The organism is Gemmobacter lutimaris, from assembly GCF_003570715.1.
Lineage (GTDB): Bacteria > Pseudomonadota > Alphaproteobacteria > Rhodobacterales > Rhodobacteraceae > Gemmobacter > Gemmobacter lutimaris.
Genome location: NZ_QXXQ01000001.1, coordinates 285048 through 302316 on the forward strand (window position 1 = coordinate 285048; position 17269 = coordinate 302316).

The 17269-nt window shown below is 65.9% G+C and carries 19 protein-coding genes; 6 read left to right on the forward strand and 13 right to left on the reverse strand.

Annotation, left to right across the window (positions count from 1 at the left end):
- Window positions 1–12 precede the first annotated feature (12 nt).
- The 3 genes from der to D2N39_RS01300 form a co-directional block, all read right to left on the reverse strand.
- A complete protein-coding gene (gene der, locus D2N39_RS01290) occupies window positions 13–1482 on the reverse strand; it encodes a ribosome biogenesis GTPase Der (protein WP_119132995.1) in 1470 nt (489 codons plus the stop codon).
- A 72-nt stretch (window positions 1483–1554) separates the two neighbouring features.
- Entirely contained in the window at window positions 1555–2901 is a 1347-nt protein-coding gene (locus D2N39_RS01295) for an outer membrane protein assembly factor BamB family protein (RefSeq protein WP_233557020.1), read from the reverse strand.
- A gap of 34 nt (window positions 2902–2935) precedes the next feature.
- Window positions 2936–3583, reverse strand: a complete 648-nt coding sequence (locus D2N39_RS01300) for a hypothetical protein (protein ID WP_119132996.1) — start codon at window positions 3581–3583, stop codon at window positions 2936–2938.
- A gap of 200 nt (window positions 3584–3783) precedes the next feature.
- Between D2N39_RS01300 and D2N39_RS01305 the strand changes: the two genes are divergently transcribed.
- Window positions 3784–4710 (forward strand): calcium-binding protein, encoded by a 927-nt coding sequence (locus tag D2N39_RS01305; protein WP_119132997.1) that lies wholly within the window; start codon window positions 3784–3786, stop codon window positions 4708–4710.
- A gap of 3 nt (window positions 4711–4713) precedes the next feature.
- Here D2N39_RS01305 and D2N39_RS01310 read toward each other — a convergent pair whose 3' ends face one another.
- The gene (locus D2N39_RS01310) at window positions 4714–6549 is read right to left on the reverse strand and encodes an ABCB family ABC transporter ATP-binding protein/permease (protein WP_119132998.1); all 1836 of its coding nucleotides are present in this window, start codon (window positions 6547–6549) and stop codon (window positions 4714–4716) included.
- A gap of 96 nt (window positions 6550–6645) precedes the next feature.
- Here D2N39_RS01310 and D2N39_RS01315 point away from each other — a divergent pair, with 96 nt between their 5' ends.
- Window positions 6646–7050: an ArsR/SmtB family transcription factor gene (locus D2N39_RS01315; protein WP_119132999.1), complete on the forward strand. Its 405-nt coding sequence runs from the start codon at window positions 6646–6648 to the stop codon at window positions 7048–7050.
- Here D2N39_RS01315 and D2N39_RS23230 read toward each other — a convergent pair.
- Entirely contained in the window at window positions 7010–8461 is a 1452-nt protein-coding gene (locus tag D2N39_RS23230) for a LysM peptidoglycan-binding domain-containing protein (RefSeq protein ID WP_233557021.1), read from the reverse strand. The genes D2N39_RS01315 and D2N39_RS23230 overlap by 41 nt on opposite strands.
- 99 nt (window positions 8462–8560) lie before the next feature.
- Between D2N39_RS23230 and D2N39_RS01325 the strand changes: the two genes are divergently transcribed.
- The gene (locus D2N39_RS01325) at window positions 8561–9115 is read left to right on the forward strand and encodes an LOG family protein (protein ID WP_119133000.1); all 555 of its coding nucleotides are present in this window, start codon (window positions 8561–8563) and stop codon (window positions 9113–9115) included.
- Here the strand turns inward: D2N39_RS01325 and rarD are convergent.
- From rarD to D2N39_RS01365, 8 genes are all read right to left on the reverse strand, one after another.
- Window positions 9052–9984: an EamA family transporter RarD gene (gene rarD / locus D2N39_RS01330; protein ID WP_119133001.1), complete on the reverse strand. Its 933-nt coding sequence runs from the start codon at window positions 9982–9984 to the stop codon at window positions 9052–9054. The genes D2N39_RS01325 and rarD overlap by 64 nt on opposite strands.
- A gap of 57 nt (window positions 9985–10041) precedes the next feature.
- Complete coding sequence (locus D2N39_RS01335) at window positions 10042–10770, reverse strand: RES family NAD+ phosphorylase (protein ID WP_233557022.1); 729 nt, start codon at window positions 10768–10770, stop codon at window positions 10042–10044.
- Entirely contained in the window at window positions 10740–11153 is a 414-nt protein-coding gene (locus D2N39_RS01340; protein ID WP_119133320.1) for an MbcA/ParS/Xre antitoxin family protein, read from the reverse strand. The genes D2N39_RS01335 and D2N39_RS01340 overlap by 31 nt, the downstream gene beginning before the upstream one ends.
- Window positions 11154–11210: 57 nt before the next feature.
- On the reverse strand, window positions 11211–11462 hold the full coding sequence (locus D2N39_RS01345) for a hypothetical protein (protein WP_054301684.1): 252 nt from the start codon (window positions 11460–11462) through the stop codon (window positions 11211–11213).
- 139 nt (window positions 11463–11601) lie between these two features.
- Window positions 11602–12219: an inner membrane-spanning protein YciB gene (locus tag D2N39_RS01350; protein ID WP_119133003.1), complete on the reverse strand. Its 618-nt coding sequence runs from the start codon at window positions 12217–12219 to the stop codon at window positions 11602–11604.
- Entirely contained in the window at window positions 12216–13115 is a 900-nt protein-coding gene (locus D2N39_RS01355) for an EamA family transporter (RefSeq protein WP_119133004.1), read from the reverse strand. Before D2N39_RS01355 ends, D2N39_RS01350 begins: the two co-directional genes overlap by 4 nt.
- 121 nt (window positions 13116–13236) lie before the next feature.
- Complete coding sequence (gene ftsY / locus D2N39_RS01360) at window positions 13237–14223, reverse strand: signal recognition particle-docking protein FtsY (protein ID WP_119133005.1); 987 nt, start codon at window positions 14221–14223, stop codon at window positions 13237–13239.
- A 68-nt stretch (window positions 14224–14291) separates the two neighbouring features.
- On the reverse strand, window positions 14292–14900 hold the full coding sequence (locus tag D2N39_RS01365; protein WP_119133006.1) for a lysoplasmalogenase: 609 nt from the start codon (window positions 14898–14900) through the stop codon (window positions 14292–14294).
- A 171-nt stretch (window positions 14901–15071) separates the two neighbouring features.
- Between D2N39_RS01365 and D2N39_RS01370 the strand changes: the two genes are divergently transcribed.
- The 3 genes from D2N39_RS01370 (at window position 15072) to D2N39_RS01380 (ending at window position 17200) form a co-directional block, all read left to right on the forward strand.
- Window positions 15072–15515: an Lrp/AsnC family transcriptional regulator gene (locus D2N39_RS01370; RefSeq protein WP_233557023.1), complete on the forward strand. Its 444-nt coding sequence runs from the start codon at window positions 15072–15074 to the stop codon at window positions 15513–15515.
- A 160-nt stretch (window positions 15516–15675) separates the two neighbouring features.
- The gene (locus D2N39_RS01375; RefSeq protein WP_119133322.1) at window positions 15676–16734 is read left to right on the forward strand and encodes an alkane 1-monooxygenase; all 1059 of its coding nucleotides are present in this window, start codon (window positions 15676–15678) and stop codon (window positions 16732–16734) included.
- A 133-nt stretch (window positions 16735–16867) separates the two neighbouring features.
- Window positions 16868–17200 (forward strand): hypothetical protein, encoded by a 333-nt coding sequence (locus tag D2N39_RS01380; protein ID WP_233557040.1) that lies wholly within the window; start codon window positions 16868–16870, stop codon window positions 17198–17200.
- The last annotated feature ends 69 nt before the right edge of the window (window positions 17201–17269 follow it).

Here is a 17269-nt window from a genome sequence, read left to right on the forward strand (position 1 = left end):
ATCAGGGGCGTCTCAGTCCTTCTTCTTGTCCAGATGCTTGCGCAGGCGCGAGGGCGCCCCCCAGTTCTTCTTGTCACGGTAGGGGTTCTTGTCGCCCTGACCGCGGAAAGTGACCCGGATCGGCGTGCCCGGCATGTCGAAATGGTCACGCAGGCCATTGACCAGATAACGGCGATAGCTTTCGGGCATGAGATCGGGGTGTGAACACATCACCACGAAGCCCGGTGGCCGGGTTTTCACCTGCGTCATGTAGCGCAGCTTGATGCGCTTGCCACCCGGTGCCGGCGGCGGATGCGCCTCGGTCATCGCGCCCAGCCACGAGTTCAGCCGCGCGGTGGTGATCCGGCGGTTCCAGACATCATGCGCCTTCAGAATTGCATCATGCAGCCGGTCGAGGCCCCGGCCGGTCTTGGCAGAAACCGTGATCAGCGGCGCACCGCGCAATTGCGGCAGCAGGCGCTCGAACATCTCTTTCAGCTCGGCCAGCTTTTCCTGCTTCTCGCCTTCCAGATCCCATTTGTTGACTGCCACCACCACGGCGCGGCCCTCGGTTTCCGCGAAATCGGCGATGCGCAGATCCTGTTGCTCGAACGGGATTTCCACGTCCAGCAGCACCACCACGACCTCGGCAAAGCGCACCGCGCGCAGCCCGTCGGCCACCGACAGCTTTTCCAGCTTGTCGTTGATCTTCGCCTTCTTGCGCATCCCTGCTGTATCGAAGATGCGGGTGGGCGTGCCCATCCATTCGGTCCGCACCGAAATCGCGTCGCGGGTGATCCCCGCCTCGGGGCCGGTCAGCAGTCGGTCCTCGCCGATGATCTTGTTGATCAGCGTCGATTTGCCCGCATTCGGGCGGCCGATGACCGCGATCTGAAGCGGGCGGCGCGCAGTGGGCTTGTGCGCGTCTTCATCCGCCTCAAGCTCGGCCTCCTCCTCCGACACGTCCACATCGACGATGGGCGCATCCAGCGCCCCGCGTTCCTCGAACTCTTCGCGGACCGGGCGCAGGATGTGATAAAGATCCTCCATCCCCTCGCCATGTTCGGCCGAAAGCCGCACCGGCTCGCCCAGACCAAGGCTGAAGGCCTCCAGCGCTCCGGCGTCGCCCGCCTTGCCCTCGGCCTTGTTCACGCCAAGGATGACGCGGGCGTTCTTACGGCGCAGGATGTCAGCGAACACTTCGTCGGACGGGGTGACCCCCACCCGCCCGTCGATCAGGAACAGGCAGACATCGGCCAGTTCGACCGCACGTTCGGTCAGCCGCCGCATGCGGCCTTGCAGGCTGTCGTCCGTCACCTCCTCCAGACCCGCCGTGTCGATCACGGTAAAGCGCATGTCAAACAGCCGCGCATCGCCTTCGCGCAGGTCACGGGTGACGCCGGGCTGGTCATCGACCAGCGCCAGCTTTTTGCCGACGAGGCGGTTGAACAGGGTCGATTTGCCCACATTCGGGCGGCCGACTATCGCGAGCGTAAAGGTCATCCTGCCCTCCGGGGGCGTGTCACGGGCAAGGCCCGGTTGAAACCGAAGAGGGGCGGATACACCGGATCGGCGTCAACGGAAAGCGTGAAGTTGCCCGTTTGCCCCGACGACGAACAGCATTCCCCCCGCAAGCGCAGGCTGCGTGGCTGCCCCGCCGGGGATCGGCGCAGAGAAAACCAGCGTGCCGTCAGTGGGGGAAAACAGCCGCAGCAGCCCGTCGCCCGAGACGACCGCGATGCGCCCGCCTGCCAGAACCGGCCCGAAATGGGCTGTGATCGCCTTGTGCTTGCGCGGGTTTTCCTTCTCGAAATAAGGCATCGGCACAGACCACAGGATTTCTCCGGTGGCTGCGTCCAGCCGCACCAGATGTGCCTCGTCATTCACGAGGAACAGTGAACCGCCCGCCACGACCACCGGCCCCAGCGCGCCTTCCGGCGCCGTCCATTTCGTTTCGCCCGACGCGGCATCCAGCGCATAGGTCCGCCCGGCGGCATTGCCGACATAGACGGTCTGCCCCGAAACCACCGGATCGCCGGTGATGTCGGTCACAATGCCATAGGCCCGGCCAAGGCGTTGCCCCACCACCGCGGCGCCCCAGGTCTTGACCCCGGCATCCTTCAGCACCGCGATCATCTCGCCCGAGACGGTCGGCACCAGAACGGTGCGGTCGGCAATGGCCGGGCCTGCGGTGCCTGTCATCCCGGTCACACCCGGCGTGCCCGGCACTTCCCAGCGCACCTTGCCATCCGCGGCCGAAACCGCCCAGGCGGCGCTGTCGCGGCCCGCGACATAGACGGTATCGCCTTCCACGGCCGGGGCCCCTGCCACAGCCGCCCCAAGACGCTGACGCCAGATCACCCCGCCGGACCCGGCATCGACGGCAATCAGCTCACCATAGCTGGTGGCGATGAAGACCCGGCCATTGCCATAGGCCAGACCGCCGCCCGAAATATCGCTGGCACGGTCGCCTTCCGGAGTCAGATCGGTGGTCCAGACCGGCGCCCCGCCCAGCGAGGTCGCTTGCAGACCCATCTGCGCATCCAGCGTATAGACCTTGCCCCCGCCGATCACCGGCGCGGCCGAAATGCGGTTGCGACGGCTGCTTGCCTTGCCGATATTGGCCGACCATACCAGTTGCGGCGCGGCGCTCAGCGCGCCGTGCGGCGCCAGATGGCGGGCATTGCCCCCCCGATGCGTCCATTCCGCATTGGCCTGCGCGGCGGGCAATGCGATCGGCACCGAGCGGTTAACCATCTTGCCCGAGGTATCGACAGGATTGGGGCTTTCGGCCGTCGGAATGCTGGCCTCCAGATCGGCGCGGGTGCCGAACCGTTCACCGGGCAGGATCACCTCTTTCTCGCAGGCGGCAAGCAGCGCGACGAGGGCAAGGCCGGAGACGGCGGGTCTGATGAAGGTCACGGATATCTCCCGTTGCAAGCGTCGGCGGCGGAGGTCAGCCCTGCGCCGGATCGCCCCCGAGGGCCACAATCATCTGCGCGGCGCGGTTGCGCAAGCCCCCCGGCGATTCCTGATCGGTGGTCAGCGCACGCAGGGCAGTGATCGCCTCGTCCTTGCGGCCTTCCTCGACCAGCAGATAGGCAAGCTGTTCCAGCGCCATGGTGCGATAGGGGCGGCCCGGCTGCGCCAGCGGTTCAAGTGCAAGGCGGCGGTCCGCCACAGGCGCCTCAGCGCCTTGCAGGATCACCCGGCGCAACACCGCCAGATCGCGCCAGACCGGCGGCAGGGTCGCATCCGCCTCGACTGCGGCGAGCGCCTGAAGCGCGCCTGTGCGATCCGAAACCGGATCGGAGGACAGCAAAAGCCCTTTCAGCGCGGCCCGGTCGCCCTTCGCCTCTACGGCCGAAAGCGCGGCAATCCGTGCTTCCGGCGTATCGGCATCCAGCGCGCCCAGCAAGGCATCGCCAAAGGCGCGCGCCTCTGACTGCGCGCGGGCCTTCTGCCATTCGGTCCAGGCTGCACCGCCAACAATCAGCAGAACCAACAATACGCCGATCCAGCCGTATTTGCGGAACATGGCGAACAGCTTGTCGCGGCGAACCTCTTCGGTCACCTCGTCGATGAAGCTTTCGGGGTTGCTCAATGGGTCTCTCCCGGAATTTTCCCTGTCTTACACGCAAGGCAGCGGATTTGCCAAGCCCCGCGCCGGTTTCGCCATCGGCCACAAACCCGCGCTCTCGGTCCCGGTCCTGACCGCAAACCGTGCCGCTTTTGCCCATAATTGACCACAATCCCCGGCGATTGTCAGCGCAAGTGAAACTGCCGGGTCAGCGGAGTACGGCCATGGATATGTATATGGCAATGTATGTCGGTCTCTTCATGCTCTTTCTGGGCTATGAAGCCGACTGGTTTGGCGGCTCCAGCAGTTCGGACGACGAGGCACCGGAACCCGAAACCGATACCGATACCGAAAATCCGCTGTATCTCGCGGATGACTATACCGACGAAGTTCAGGGCACCGAAGGCAATGACGATCTGACTGCGGATGAACAGGAATCGCTGGCATGGTTTCTGGATGCGGGGCAGGACACGCTCGATGCCTCGACCGGCAATGATTATGTCAATGCCGGCACGGGCGACGATCAACTGATGATGCGCGCGGGCGATGACATTGCCGTCGGCGGCGAGGGCAATGACACGATCGACGCCGGGGTCGGGCATGACATCGTTCTGGGCGGTCTGGGCGACGATGACATCCACGGAAACGGCGGGCAGGATTCGCTGGCCGGTCAGGAAGGCAATGATACCGTGCTGGGCGGCACCGGCTCGGACGAGCTTTATGGTGGCGAGGGTGACGACTATCTGTCCGGCAAGGATCTGGACCACAGCCAGAACGGCACCGCCACCATGATTGACGGGTTCGATTCGCTGTTTGGCGGCGCGGGCAACGACACCCTGCTGATGGGTGCGGGCGATCAGGGCACCGGCGGCGACGGCAACGACCTGTTCCAGCTCGACAATCGCGAGGATGGATTCGGGCAGATTTCGCAGGTGCATGATTACGGCGAGGGCGATCAGATCGAACTGCTCTATCGCCCCGAATATGACAGTGACGGCAACGAGATTGCCCCGAACATCACCGTCAGCGCGAATGACGAGGGCACCTCGGGTGTGATCCGCTTCAATGACGTGGTGGTGGCCGAGGTGATCGGCGGCCAGAATCTGACCACCGATGACCTTGTGCTGAAACCGGACTCCGAAGACGCCTGAGCCTCAGGCGGCTTCGGCCTCGTCCTCGGCAGCCTGCCGCGCCCACATGGCGGCATAGCGGCCCCCCCGCGCCAGCAGCGTCTCATGCGTGCCTTCCTCGATCACCCGGCCCGCCTCCAGCACCACGATGCGGTCGCTGTCGGCGATGGTGGACAGCCGGTGTGCGATGGTGATGACCGTGCGGCCCTGCCCCATCTCGTGCAGGCTTTGCTGGATGTCGCTTTCGGTCTGGGTATCCAGCGCCGAGGTCGCCTCGTCCAACAGCAGGATCGGCGGGTTCTTCAGCAGGGTGCGGGCGATGCCCACGCGCTGCTTTTCGCCGCCTGACAGTTTCAGCCCGCGTTCCCCCACCGTCGTGTCATAGCCATCGGGCAGCGAAAGGATGAAATCGTGGATTTTCGCGGCCTTGGCGGCGGCTTCCACCTCGGCCCGGCTGGCCTCGGGGCGGCCATAGGCGATGTTGTAATAGATCGTATCGTTGAACAGCACGGTATCCTGCGGCACAACACCAATGGCGGCGTGCAGGCTGTCCTGCGTGATGTCGCGCAAGTCCTGCCCGTCAATCGTCACCCGCCCGCCAGTCACGTCGTAGAAGCGGAACAGCAGCCGCCCGATGGTGGACTTGCCTGACCCCGACGGCCCGACCAGCGCGATGGTCTGCCCGGCCGGAATGTCGATATCGACGCCCTTCAGGATCGGACGTTCGCTGTCATAGGCGAAATGCACGCCCTCAAGGCGCACATGCCCCCCCGCGACGGCCAGCGGCGTCGCCTGCGGCGCATCCACGATCTCGGCCGGTTGCGACAGCAGGCCGAACATCTGCCCCATATCCACCAGCGCCTGCCGGATCTCGCGGTAGACCGTGCCAAGGAAGTTCAGCGGCATGGTGATCTGGATCATATAGGCGTTGACCATGACAAAATCGCCCACCGTCAGCAGCTTGGCCTGCACCCCCATCGCCGCCATCACCATCACCGCCACAAGCCCGGTGGTGATGATCAGCGACTGCCCGGCATTCAGGAAGCTGAGCGATTGCCCGGTCTTCACCGCCGCCGATTCATACCCCTCCATCGCGCGGTCATAGCGTTCCGCCTCGCGCTTCGCGGCCCCGAAATAGCGCACCGTCTCGAAGTTCAGAAGCGAGTCGATGGCCTTCTGGTTGGCGTCATTGTCCTGATCGTTCATCTTGCGACGGATCTGCACCCGCCATTCGGTGACCTTGAAGGTAAAGGCGACGTAAAGCGCCACCGTCACGATAACCACGGCCATATATTGCCAGCCGAAGGCGACCCAGAAGATCACTGCCACCATGCTGAGTTCAAGGATCAGCGGCCCGATGGAAAACAGCATGAAGCGCAGCAGGAAATCGACGCCCTTCACCCCGCGCTCGATGATCCGGCTCAGACCGCCGGTCTTGCGGGTAATGTGATAGCGCAGCGACAGCGCGTGGATATGGGTAAAGGTCTCCAGCGCGAGCTTACGCAGCGCACGCTGGCCGACCTTCACGAACACCGCGTCACGCAATTCGCCAAAGACCACGGCGCCAAAGCGGGCAAGGCCATAGGCCACCGTCATCCCCACCGCTGTCAGCCCGACCAGCAGCGCGGGCGGCGGCGCGTCACCTGCCAGCGCATCCACAGCCGCCTTGTAGAAGAACGGGGTCGAGACGGAGATGATCTTGGCGACAAACAGCATCACCATTGCGATGACCACGCGCTGTTTCACCCAAGGCTCGTTGTCGGGCCAAAGGTAGGGCGCCACGCGGCGCAGGGTGGTCCAGCCCGAAGTCGAGGGCGTCTCGGCATCGCTGGAGGTCAGGGAATCGGAGGGTCGGCGCATCGTAAATCCTTGCCCGTGCGGCCTGCCCTGACGGTTGATCGGGCGGCCCTGACGGGCTATGCAGGGTGAATTCAACGTTTCACGAGTAGTTGAAGGATGGAGCGAAGTAAAGTCCTCTCGGCCCTGTCGGCGCTGGCGCATGTAAGCCGGCTGGACCTCGTGCGCCTTCTGGTGCCACGCGGCGACGAGGGCATGGCAGCGGGTGACATCGCACGCACACTGGGGCTTTCGGCCTCGCGCCTGTCCTTCCATCTGTCAGCGCTGGAACAGGCCGGGCTGATCCGCTCGCGCCGGGTGTCGCGCAATGTGATCTACAGCGCCGACCTGTCAGGGATCGGCGGGGCGATTTCCTATCTGCTGGCCGATTGCTGCATGGATCATCCGCAGGTTCTGGCCTGCTGCGGCGCCTCGGCCCGCCATGCGCTGCATCGCGTGGCCGAGGGGGACGCCGCGCCCCGGATCACTGATCCGGAATCAGGAACACCTGACCGGGATAGATAAGGTCCGGGTTGCGGATCTGATCCTTGTTGGCGTCGAAAACCTTCACATACATCACGCCATCGCCAAAGTTTTCGCGCGCGATGCGCCACAGCGTGAAGCCCGGCTGCACCGTCACGCTGACCGGCCGCAGCGGCGCGGCCTCGGCCCCCGTAGCCACCGGGGCCTCGGGCGTAGCAGTGGCCTCGGGTTCGGCCACGGGTTGCGGCGCGGCGGCTTCATTCCCGTCGGGCACCGGAGTTTCCAGTTGCGCCAGCGCGGTCACCGCTGCCGGAACCTTTGCCGGTCCCTGTGCCTCGGGTACGGGGCTGCCTGCGCCAAGCGGGACCGTGCGAACAGCGCGGGGCTTCATCGCGGCGGCCAGTGCCGCAGGCGCTTCGCGCAAGAAGGGGGTTTCCGACCGGGCCGTCACCTTGCCATCGCCGCCAATCTGATCGGCGCGCAGCGTATAAAGCCGGGGCGCCACGTCACGCAGCTTGGTAACCCAGCCGCCAGAGGCATTGACCGGCGCCTCTGCCGCCAGCGCATTGTCAAGATAAAGCCGAATCAGCGCCCCCGGCGTGCCGGACCCTGCAAGCTGCACCGCGCCATCCGGCGTATAGGTGATGGCTGCGATGGACACCCCGACACCGGCGCCTGCCCCCTGCAAGACCTGCGCCCCGCTGTCATCCACAAGAATGGCGGTCGGCGCGGCTTCGGCTACCGTTTCGGCCACTACCGTCTCGTTCGGGGGCGCCTCGCTCGGGGGTGCCTCAGGTGCGCTTGCCTCAGACGCGGCTTGCGCCGTCGCCTCGGGCGTTTCGGGCGTGGCCTCGGCCACCGCTTCCGATGACTGGACCGGTGCGATCGCCACCGATTGCTCCGACGGCATCTCGCCTTCTGCGCTCAGGGCGACCAGCGTCATCAGCCGCGCATCCGCGGAAGGTGGCAGATCGAACAGCGCCACGAAACTCCCCGTAGCATCCGCATCGGCCCGCGCCACCTCGATGCCATCCACCAGAATGACGACTGTTGACCCTGCCCCTGCGCGCCCTGCCACCACCGCAGCCCCATCCGGTGCGATGCGCACGGTGTCGAATCCCGGCGGCGTGGACGTGGGTGTTGCGGCTGTTTCCGGCTCCGCCGTCGCAACCGGCTCGATGGCCAGTTCTTCGGGGGCCAGTTCTTCGGGGGCCAGTTCTTCGGGGGCCGACCCGGCTGTCGCCAGCGCCTCGGGGGCAGCGGCGGTCTCCGGGCCAGTGCCTTCCGGGCCAGCGCCTTCCGGGATGGCAGCCCCGGGCGCCTCGCTTACCAGCGCAGCCGGTTCAACCGGCGCCGCCGGGCGCTGCGCATACCACAGGATCGCCACCACGGCGACCACACCCGCAGCGAGCCCCGCCATGATGGCCGGGTTCGGCCCCTGCTTGTCGGACATCCCTCATCCCCTTCCCGGCGCGCGTTTTCCCGGCACCGCTTCCTTTCGCTCAGGAACCCCGATACAGGATCAAAAGGCAATAGCTTTCCGAGGTCCGCCATGCCCAGAACCCCCTCTGTCTGTGTCTTTTGCGGCTCACGCCCCGGCCGGAACCCCGCCCATGCCGAAGCCGCGCGCGCCACCGGCGCCATGCTCGCGGCCGAGGGCTGGCGGCTGGTCTATGGCGCGGGGGATGTGGGCCTGATGGGCGAGGTGGCCCGCGCCGCACAGGCGGCTGGCGCCACGACGCTGGGCGTGATCCCGACCCACCTTATGAAACGGGAGGTCGGCAAGCACGATCTGACGCAGCTTGTGATCACCGAGAACATGCATGAACGTAAGAAGGTCATGTTCATGAACTCCGATGCCATCGTGGTGCTGCCGGGTGGCGCCGGATCGCTGGACGAGTTCTTCGAGGTGCTGACCTGGGCGCAGATCGGGTTGCACCGCAAACCGATCTTCCTGCTGGATGTGGCGGGCTACTGGCAGCCGCTGGTGGCGCTTGTCGATCACACCATTGCCGAAGGTTTTGCCGATCCGGGCCTGCGCGATCACTTTGCCGCGGTGGCCGATGTGCCCGCGCTGACCGCCGCCCTGCGCGCCGCCCTGTCCTGACGGAACCCCTCCAGCGTATAAAGCGCAAGGCCCGCCCAGATCAGCCCGAAGGCGATGGCATGCCAGCGGCCGAAAGGTTCGGCGAAGATCAGCGTCGCGGTCAGGAATTGCAGCGTGGGGTTGATATACTGGATCAGCCCCACCGTCGCCAGCCGCACCCGTGCCGTCGCATAGGTGAACAGCATCAGAGGACTGGCGGTCAGCGCGCCAGAAAGCACCAGAAGCCCCGCCGTTCCGGTTGAGTCGAGGAAATGGCCACGCCCCGCCTCCGGCCCGTTTCCGGTGGCGATTAGCCCCAGCCAGATCAGCGACAGCGGCACCAGCACCAGAACCTCTGCCGTGACCGAAGGCACCGGCGGCGCGGCCAGCCGCTTCTTCAGCAAGCCGTAAAGCCCGAAGCTACAGGCGATGGCCAGCGCGATCCAGGGCGCGACGCCAAGTCCCAAGGTCAGCACCACCACTGCCCCCCCGGCCAGCGCCACTGCCACGCCCTGCCCGCGCGTCAGCCGTTCGCCAAAGGCCAACACGCCCAGAGCGACCGAAACCAGGGGGAAGATATAATAGCCCAGTGCCGCCTCGATCACATGGCCCGCCTGCACCGAGAAGATGAACAGGAACCAGTTGAACGAGATCAGCCCCGCCGCCAGCGTGATCGCCGCCAGCCGCCGCCCGCGCAACAGCGGCCGCAGCGCACCCATGCGCCCGGTCGCCGCCAGCACCACGAGGAAGATCACCGCCGACCAGAGGGTGCGATGAGCCAGCACCTCAAGCGGCGGCACCTGCACCAGCAGCTTGTAGTAAAGCGGTGCCGTGCCCCACAGCAGACAGGCCATCACCATGGCCAGAATGCCCTTGCTTCGTTCCTTCATGGCGCCCCCCTGTGTTCGGGCCCCTTTCTGGCGCAAGGCGCGGGCGGGCGGAAGGGGCTATGCGGGGTCGGAGACCGCCAGAACGGTGTCGCCGTCAAGCCGGTGAACGTAATCCACCCGCGCGCCGTTCCAGTGATAACGGTAATGCGACCCCTGCACCGGGATCGGCACCACATCGGGCCAGAACAGCCCGATGCACGCGCCCTCGGGGTGGCGCACACTGGTCCAGACCAGCCCGTCGCTCCCCGCCGCCCGCAGGCTGCCTCCCGCCTGTTGCGAGGCGCCATAATCCGAAGGATGCCGGGCGCCCGGCACAGCATCCATATCGTGCAAGCTGCGGTCGATCCGGCCGATCAGTGCGCGGAAATCAGCAGTCCAGCCCGCCGGTTCCTCGGTCGCCGCCATGAAACGAGTGTGGTGATGGATGGTTTCAGCCAGCGCCACTGCCTCGCGGTCGCCGGCATAGTAGATGCCATAGCTGCCATCGGTGAACCGCCCCGGCCGCGCGGTGGAGCAATGCACGAAGGGCGCCATGACAAGGCTCGCCCCCGGCCCCGCCACCCGGCGCGCGGGCGGCACCTTGCCCAGATCGCCGATTTCATTGCGGATGCGCGGGTTGGTCTTGGCCTCCACCGCCGCCAACGCCTCCCAGTCGCGGGGGTCGGCGATGTCCTCGAACAGATCGACGGGCGGATAGATCGAGCGGATGATGCGCCATGTCTGCGGCCAGTCCACCCGCCGCAGAACCGCGCCGCTCACCATGCGCCACGCTCGGCGTCCAGCCATTCGCGCATCAGCGCCAGATCCGACAATTCACCGCGCAGCATGAGGTCAAGCGCCGAAAGCCCATCGAAAACCGCATTCGGCTTGCGCAGCCAGACGTAGCCGCGCGCGGGATCGCGGAACAGATAGCGCAGCCCTTTGTGAATACCCATCAGATGCGCCATCCGCATCCGCAGGTCGCGGTCGATCCGCCCGGCCTCGCCCTCTTTCCAGCGCGCCCAGGTGCGGGCCGCCATGCCGCCCAGCAGCACCCGCGCCTCGGCATCCGAAAGGTTCCATGCCCGGAACAGGTTGACCGTCGCGCGGGCCAGCGCACCGGCCTCCGCTTCGGTAATGACCGGCAAGTCGCTCCGCGCCGGGGTCGCGGTGATCGGTTGAAGCTGCATCGCATCCTCCATCTGGCATAGATATAGCATCTATTTGCCAAATGGCAAAGGTCGCGATCAGGCCAGCATCGGCGCCGGGCCGCGGCACAGCAGCGTCACGCAGGTTTCCGCGCCGCGCATCTCGATCCGCGCCAGTTCCAGCGGGCGACGATCCAGCGTGCCGCCGTAAACCTCGATGGTGCCCGCGCCATGGAAGGCCGCGTCCAGCAGCGACAGCATCGCCTCCCCCTGCAACACCGCCTCCACGCCACCCGCCACCGCCTTCATGCGCAGCGGATTGACCTGACGGTTGCCGATGATGAGCTGCATAAGCGAATCCCCCTGCCTGCCGCGCCCGGTTTTTCCGGGCCGTTGACAAAGGCTTAGGCGGATTCGGGGGGCTGAGTCCGGCCAGTTGTCCACAGGGCGGGGCGGATTCCTGTGGGCGGAATCGGTATGTCGGGCGGGATTAATCCTCGCCCTTCTCCTCAATAGCGTAGGTCTGGAACAACCGCGCCTGAGTCATGAAAAAGGCAAACAGCGCCAGCGGCAGGCCGAAGGTCTTGAACTGCACCCAATGTTCGGTGCTGGTCAGCCGCCAGACCGCCTCATTCGCGGCCGCCAGTGCAAGGAAGAACCACATCACCCGCTTGGTGAGGATCATCCAGCCCTCGGGGCGCATTGGCAGCGCATCGCCCATCACCGCGCCCAGCCAGCTTTGCCCGCGCAAGAGGCCCAGACCCAGCGCGCCCGCGAACAGCAGGTAAATCATCGTGGGTTTCATCTTGAAAAAGCGTTCGTCCTGCAACCAGACCGACAGGCCACCGAACACCACCACCAGAACCAGCGTCACGATCTGCATCTTCGACAGCTTGCCGGTCAGCCACCATGCGGCCGCGGTGGACAGGATCATCAGCGGGATGAAAGCGGCGGTGACGACAAGAAAGCCGGAATATTCAGCCCCGCCGATCAGGAAGGTCTGATCCTTCAGCCGCATATAGGCGACAAAGAACACCAGCAGAGGCCCGTATTCCAGAACGGGCTTCAGCCAACCAGGGGCTTTCTTGCCGTTTCGCGTTTCGGTCATCCGGTAAACTCCACCATGACGGCCCCGGCGGCGATCACCGCCATGAGCAGGAATTGCATGCGTCCGACCTTTTCACCCAGCACGAGCCAGCCGATCAGTGCGGCGAAAACGGTCGAGGTTTCACGCAGCACCGCCGCCTCGCCCACCTTGTCGAGCCGTGTGGCCAGCATGATGGCGCCGAAGCTGAAATAGGCGACAATGGCGCCCATGACACCCCGTTTCAGCAGAGGCAGAACCTCGGCCCGCGCCAGCCCCCGCCAGCGACGGAAGGTCAGAACCGGCATCAGAAAACTGTCGATCAGGAAGAACCACGCGAGAAAGGTGAACGGGTCGGCGGTGGCGCGGATGCCATAGGCATCATAGGTCGTATAGGCCGCGACGAAGCCGCCTGTGGCGAAGGCGAGCCACAGCGCCGGGATCATCGTCGCGCGTTGGGTGGCGACATGGGCGAGGTTCCACAGTGCCAGCCCGAAGATCCCACCCGACAGCATCAGCACGCCCAGCCACTGCCCCGGCGCGAAATGCTCGCCAAAGACCAGGCCCGCGCCGATGACGGTGAACAGCGGCCCGGTGCCGCGCACCACCGGATAGACCACGGTATAGGCGCCGCGCGAATAGGTCATTGCCTGCAAGAGCTTGTAGCCCGCATGGATGACGAAGGCGCCCGCGAAGATCGGCCACATATGCGGCTCGGGCCATGGCACGACGAACAGTGCGAAGGGCAGCGCGATAATGCCATAGCTGGCGTCGATGGCGGCGCGGGCAAGCCAGGGATCGTGCCGTCCCTTCTGCAAGGCGCCGAACAGCGCATGCAGGACAGCGGCCATCAGCGCCAGCGCCAGCGCAAGGTCATGCCCGGCTTCGGTGCCTTCAAGGCTGAGGAGCCAGTCGCTCATGCCCATCGCCCGCGCGGGGTACCAGGGGTACCAGCCGTGACGGGGGACTGCCTGCCCCCCGCGCCGCCACCTGCGGGGCGGCCCCCCCGAGGGTATTTGCAAACAGATGAGGGCAAGAGGTTTACTCGGGCAGGCCCACAAGGGCGCGGGCGAAATCTTCGGGATCAAACGGGGCGAGGTCGTCGATCTGTTCGCCGACCCCGATGGCATGGATCGGCAGGCCGAACTTGTCGGCAAGGCTGACCAGCACGCCACCCTTGGCGGTGCCGTCGAGTTTCGTCATGACGAGGCCCGAGACATCGGCGATCTTGCGGAAGATCTCCACCTGCATCACCGCGTTCTGGCCGGTGGTGGCGTCCAGCACCAGCAGTGTGTTGTGGGGCGCAGTTTCGTCCTTCTTGCGGATGACGCGGACGATCTTGGCCAATTCCTCCATCAGGTCGGCGCGGTTTTGCAGGCGGCCCGCAGTGTCGATCAGCAGCAGGTCGGCGCCATCAGCCTGCGCGCGGGCCAGCGCGTCGAAGGCGAGGCTGGCCGGGTCGGAGCCTTCGGGCGCGGTCAGCACCGGAACACCGGCACGGGTGCCCCAGATCTGCAACTGTTCCACCGCCGCGGCACGGAACGTATCGCCCGCCGCGATAACCACCGATTTTCCGGCGGCCTTGAATTGCGAGGCGAGCTTGCCAATAGTCGTGGTCTTGCCCGAACCATTGACGCCGACCACCAGCACCACCTGCGGGCGTTTGGCATAGACCGGCAGCGGGCGGGCGACGGGCTCCATGATGCGCGCCACTTCGGCGGCGAGGGCGCGTTTCAGCTCCGTCGCACCGATCTTGCGGCCCATCCGCCCCTCGGCGATATTGGCGGCGACGCGGGTCGCGGTATCGACGCCCATATCGGCCTCGATCAACAGTTCCTCAAGGCTTTCCAGCATCGCGTCATCCATGACGCGGCGCGGTTCTTCCGGCTCGCGGCCGGTCAGGCGGTCCAGCAGGCCGGGTTTCGCCGCGACCGGAGCCTCATCCTCAGTCACCAGCGCATCAAGGCTGCCCGCGATCTTGTCGGAGGACCGGAACATCCGGTCTTTGAGTTTCTTGAAGAAGGACATGGCCGCTCCGGGCTGGTTGCCTGTTTCACCTAGTCAATTCAGGCGCCGGATGGAAGGGGCGTGGCGCCTCAGGGCAGCATCGCGGCTAGGATCAGCGCCTGACCACCCCAATAGGCCGGCCAGAGCGCACGGGCCAATATACGTCGGCGGGCGGGATCGCGGATCACGAACATTTCCAGCGCCAGCATCAGGTCGGAGGCTACGAACAGCGCGGCGCCAAGGCGCAACAGAGGTTCAGACCGGGCAGCGGCCAGCGCGGCCATGGCGCAGATCACCAGCACATAGCCGCGCACCGGCCAGCGCAGCGCACCTGTGCGCGGGGCCAGCCACGCTTCGGTCGAAACAGCAAGCAGGCCAAGGCCCATCAGCACAGGCCAGCCCGGCATCCCCGCCCCGAAGGCCAGCGCATAAGCCAGATGGCCGGCGGCGAAGGCCGCCATGCCGCCCAGAAAGGCATGTTCTCCCGGCCGCGACAAAAGAAAGTCCCCCGCCGCCCCAAGGGCCAGACCCGCCACGATGGCCCACGGCGCCCCACCCGCCAAAGCAGCCAGAGCCAGAAGTGCCACCGAGGCCGTCTTGACCAGCGAGCGGGACAACGAGGATGCGGGCGCGGCCGACCAGCGCAAGCCATAAAGCAGCGCACAAGCGGCCGCGGGGATCAGGAACAGCCATGTCATGCCGTCAACATGCCGTGCCGACGGGCGCGGGCCAAGCCTGACGTCGCGGCGCCGGCGACGGGCAGTCTACTCTGCCGGAGCAAGCCCACGGCTTCATTGACAAAACATGAAAATCAGGATAATATTTCACTTATCATCACAACAATCGAATATCGTTCGACCATGGACGACATGGACCGCAGGATCATCGGGCTGCTGGCGGAAGATTCTCGCCGTGCCCTTGCCGATATCGGCGGCCTCGTCGGTCTGGCACCGTCGAGTGTGAATGAACGCATCCGCAGGATGGTGGCAGCCGGTGTGATCCGCCGCTTCACGGTCGAGACAGACCCCTCCGCACTGGATCTGCCCCTGCTGGTCTTTCTGCGGCTTGTCCTGCGCCCGGAGGCCGACGCAACCGCCTTCCGGCAGGCCATCGCGGGGCATCCGCGCATTCTGGAATGCCATCATGTCACGGGTGCATGGCCATGGCTGATCAAGCTGCGGGTAGAAACCGTGGCCGAAATCGAGGTGGCGCTGGACCAGATCAGGGCCAGCGGCTTTCTGGGGCAGCACGAAACAACAATCGCCCTGTCCTCTGCCGTGGCCGGGGTCTTCGTCCCGGCTACGATGCCCTGAAGACCCTGCACAAGCCGGGGTCAGGACGGCGGTTCTCACGGGGCGGAACGGTCTTTGGCCCGGCCGTGCCAATCGCGGCGCGGGGGCTTTGCCCCGCCTGCGCGCGTGATAGAGTGCCGCCATGAACCCGTCGCCGCCCCGTTTTCTGCCGATCCCCCGCATGGCCCTTTTTGCCGTGGCCGCAACCACACCTTTCGTTCTGCTGGGGCTTGGGGTCTGGGCGGGCGGTGGCTGGGTCTGGCTGGGGTTGGTGTATATGGCCGTCCTGACGGCAGTGCTGGACCGGCTGATCCCCTGGGTGGCGCCCGACGCGCCTGAAGGGGCCGAGTTTCCCGCCGCCGACCTGCTTCTGGCGCTGATCGGCGCGGCGCATCTTCTGGCCTTTCCGCTGGCGGTCTGGGCCATCGCAGGCGGCAGCGATCTGCCGATCTGGGCGCGGATCGTGCTGTTTCTGGGCTTTGGCCAGATGTTCGGTCAGGTGTCGAACCCCGCCGCACACGAGCTGATCCACCGGGGCAACCGCGGGCTGTTCCGGCTTGGGATGGCAGTCTATGTCACCTTGCTGAACGGGCATCACACTTCGGCGCACCGTCTGGTGCATCACCGCCATGTCGCCACCGCTGGCGATCCCAATTCCGCACGGAATGGCGAAAGCTTCTATCACTTCCTGCCGCGTGCCTATTTCGGCAGTTTCCGCGCAGGCCTGCGTGCCGAAAACACCCGGCACAAACACACCTTTTTCCGACATCCCTATATCCTTTATGTGACGGGCGGTCTGGGCTGTCTGGGGCTGGGATATGCGCTGGCGGGCTGGGCGGGGCTGGCGGTCTGGCTGCTGCTGGCTGCCTATTCGACCGCGCAACTCATGCTGTCAGATTACGTCCAGCACTACGGGCTGACCCGCCGCCTACTGCCTGATGGCCGGCCGGAGCCGGTGGGGCCGCGTCATAGCTGGAATGCGCCGCAGTGGTTTTCCTCTGGCGTCATGCTGAACGCGCCGCGCCATTCCGACCACCACGCCCATCCGTCGCGCCCCTATCCCGCGCTGCGCCTGCCCGACCGGGACGAGGCGCCTTGGCTGCCCCATTCGCTGCCGGTCTGTGGCGCCATCGCGCTGCTGCCACGCCGCTGGCGGCGGATGATGCGCCCGCATCTGGCCCACTGGCAGGAGACGACCGCGCCCTCGGGTCAGGCAGGTGTGCCGATCAAGCGGGCGTGACTGGCGCCTGACGCGCCGGTCTGTCACCCTGCCCCCCATGCGTCCTGAGGAGAAGCCGATGCCCCCGCTGTTTCGCCACACCGCGCTTCTTGCGCTGATCCTGTCCCCGATCACGGCATGGGCACAATCCCCGATGACGGCGGCAGAGTTCGAAGCCTATGCCACCGGCAAGACCCTGACTTATGCGCAGGACGGCGCGATCTTCGGAACCGAGCAATATCTGCCCAACCGTCGCGTCCGCTGGGCCTTTACCGCACAAGAATGTCAGGAAGGACACTGGTATGAGGCGGATGGCCAGATCTGTTTCGTCTATGAGAGCGAGGCCGACCCGCAATGCTGGGCCTTCTGGCAGGAAGGTGGCCGCCTGAGGGCCCGGTTCGCCGGGGACCCGGAGGGCACCGAACTGGCCGAGGTCGAACAAAGCAGGGCTCCGCTCGCCTGCGCCGGTCCCGACGTCGGGGTCTGAGGCGTAACGGGCAACAGGCGTGCCGGAAGCCGGACTTCCGGAACTCTTGCAACAAAACGGGCGGTCGCC

Excerpts from the sequence above, each read along its gene's own strand:
- D2N39_RS01365 (WP_119133006.1), bottom strand. The coding sequence starts at position 14,900 with ATGACATGGCTGTTCCTGATCCCCGCGGCCGCTTGTGCGCTGCTTTAT.
- D2N39_RS01355 (WP_119133004.1), bottom strand. The coding sequence starts at position 13,115 with ATGAGCGACTGGCTCCTCAGCCTTGAAGGCACCGAAGCCGGGCATGAC.
- ftsY (WP_119133005.1), bottom strand. The coding sequence starts at position 14,223 with ATGTCCTTCTTCAAGAAACTCAAAGACCGGATGTTCCGGTCCTCCGAC.
- D2N39_RS01345 (WP_054301684.1), bottom strand. The coding sequence starts at position 11,462 with ATGCAGCTCATCATCGGCAACCGTCAGGTCAATCCGCTGCGCATGAAG.
- D2N39_RS01350 (WP_119133003.1), bottom strand. The coding sequence starts at position 12,219 with ATGACCGAAACGCGAAACGGCAAGAAAGCCCCTGGTTGGCTGAAGCCC.
- D2N39_RS01375 (WP_119133322.1), top strand. The coding sequence starts at position 15,676 with ATGGCCCTTTTTGCCGTGGCCGCAACCACACCTTTCGTTCTGCTGGGG.
- D2N39_RS23230 (WP_233557021.1), bottom strand. The coding sequence starts at position 8,461 with ATGTCCGACAAGCAGGGGCCGAACCCGGCCATCATGGCGGGGCTCGCT.
- D2N39_RS01380 (WP_233557040.1), top strand. The coding sequence starts at position 16,868 with ATGACGGCGGCAGAGTTCGAAGCCTATGCCACCGGCAAGACCCTGACT.
- D2N39_RS01315 (WP_119132999.1), top strand. The coding sequence starts at position 6,646 with ATGGAGCGAAGTAAAGTCCTCTCGGCCCTGTCGGCGCTGGCGCATGTA.
- der (WP_119132995.1), bottom strand. The coding sequence starts at position 1,482 with ATGACCTTTACGCTCGCGATAGTCGGCCGCCCGAATGTGGGCAAATCG.
- D2N39_RS01310 (WP_119132998.1), bottom strand. The coding sequence starts at position 6,549 with ATGCGCCGACCCTCCGATTCCCTGACCTCCAGCGATGCCGAGACGCCC.
- D2N39_RS01325 (WP_119133000.1), top strand. The coding sequence starts at position 8,561 with ATGCCCAGAACCCCCTCTGTCTGTGTCTTTTGCGGCTCACGCCCCGGC.
- rarD (WP_119133001.1), bottom strand. The coding sequence starts at position 9,984 with ATGAAGGAACGAAGCAAGGGCATTCTGGCCATGGTGATGGCCTGTCTG.
- D2N39_RS01340 (WP_119133320.1), bottom strand. The coding sequence starts at position 11,153 with ATGCAGCTTCAACCGATCACCGCGACCCCGGCGCGGAGCGACTTGCCG.
- D2N39_RS01305 (WP_119132997.1), top strand. The coding sequence starts at position 3,784 with ATGGATATGTATATGGCAATGTATGTCGGTCTCTTCATGCTCTTTCTG.
- D2N39_RS01370 (WP_233557023.1), top strand. The coding sequence starts at position 15,072 with ATGGACCGCAGGATCATCGGGCTGCTGGCGGAAGATTCTCGCCGTGCC.
- D2N39_RS01335 (WP_233557022.1), bottom strand. The coding sequence starts at position 10,770 with ATGGCTGGACGCCGAGCGTGGCGCATGGTGAGCGGCGCGGTTCTGCGG.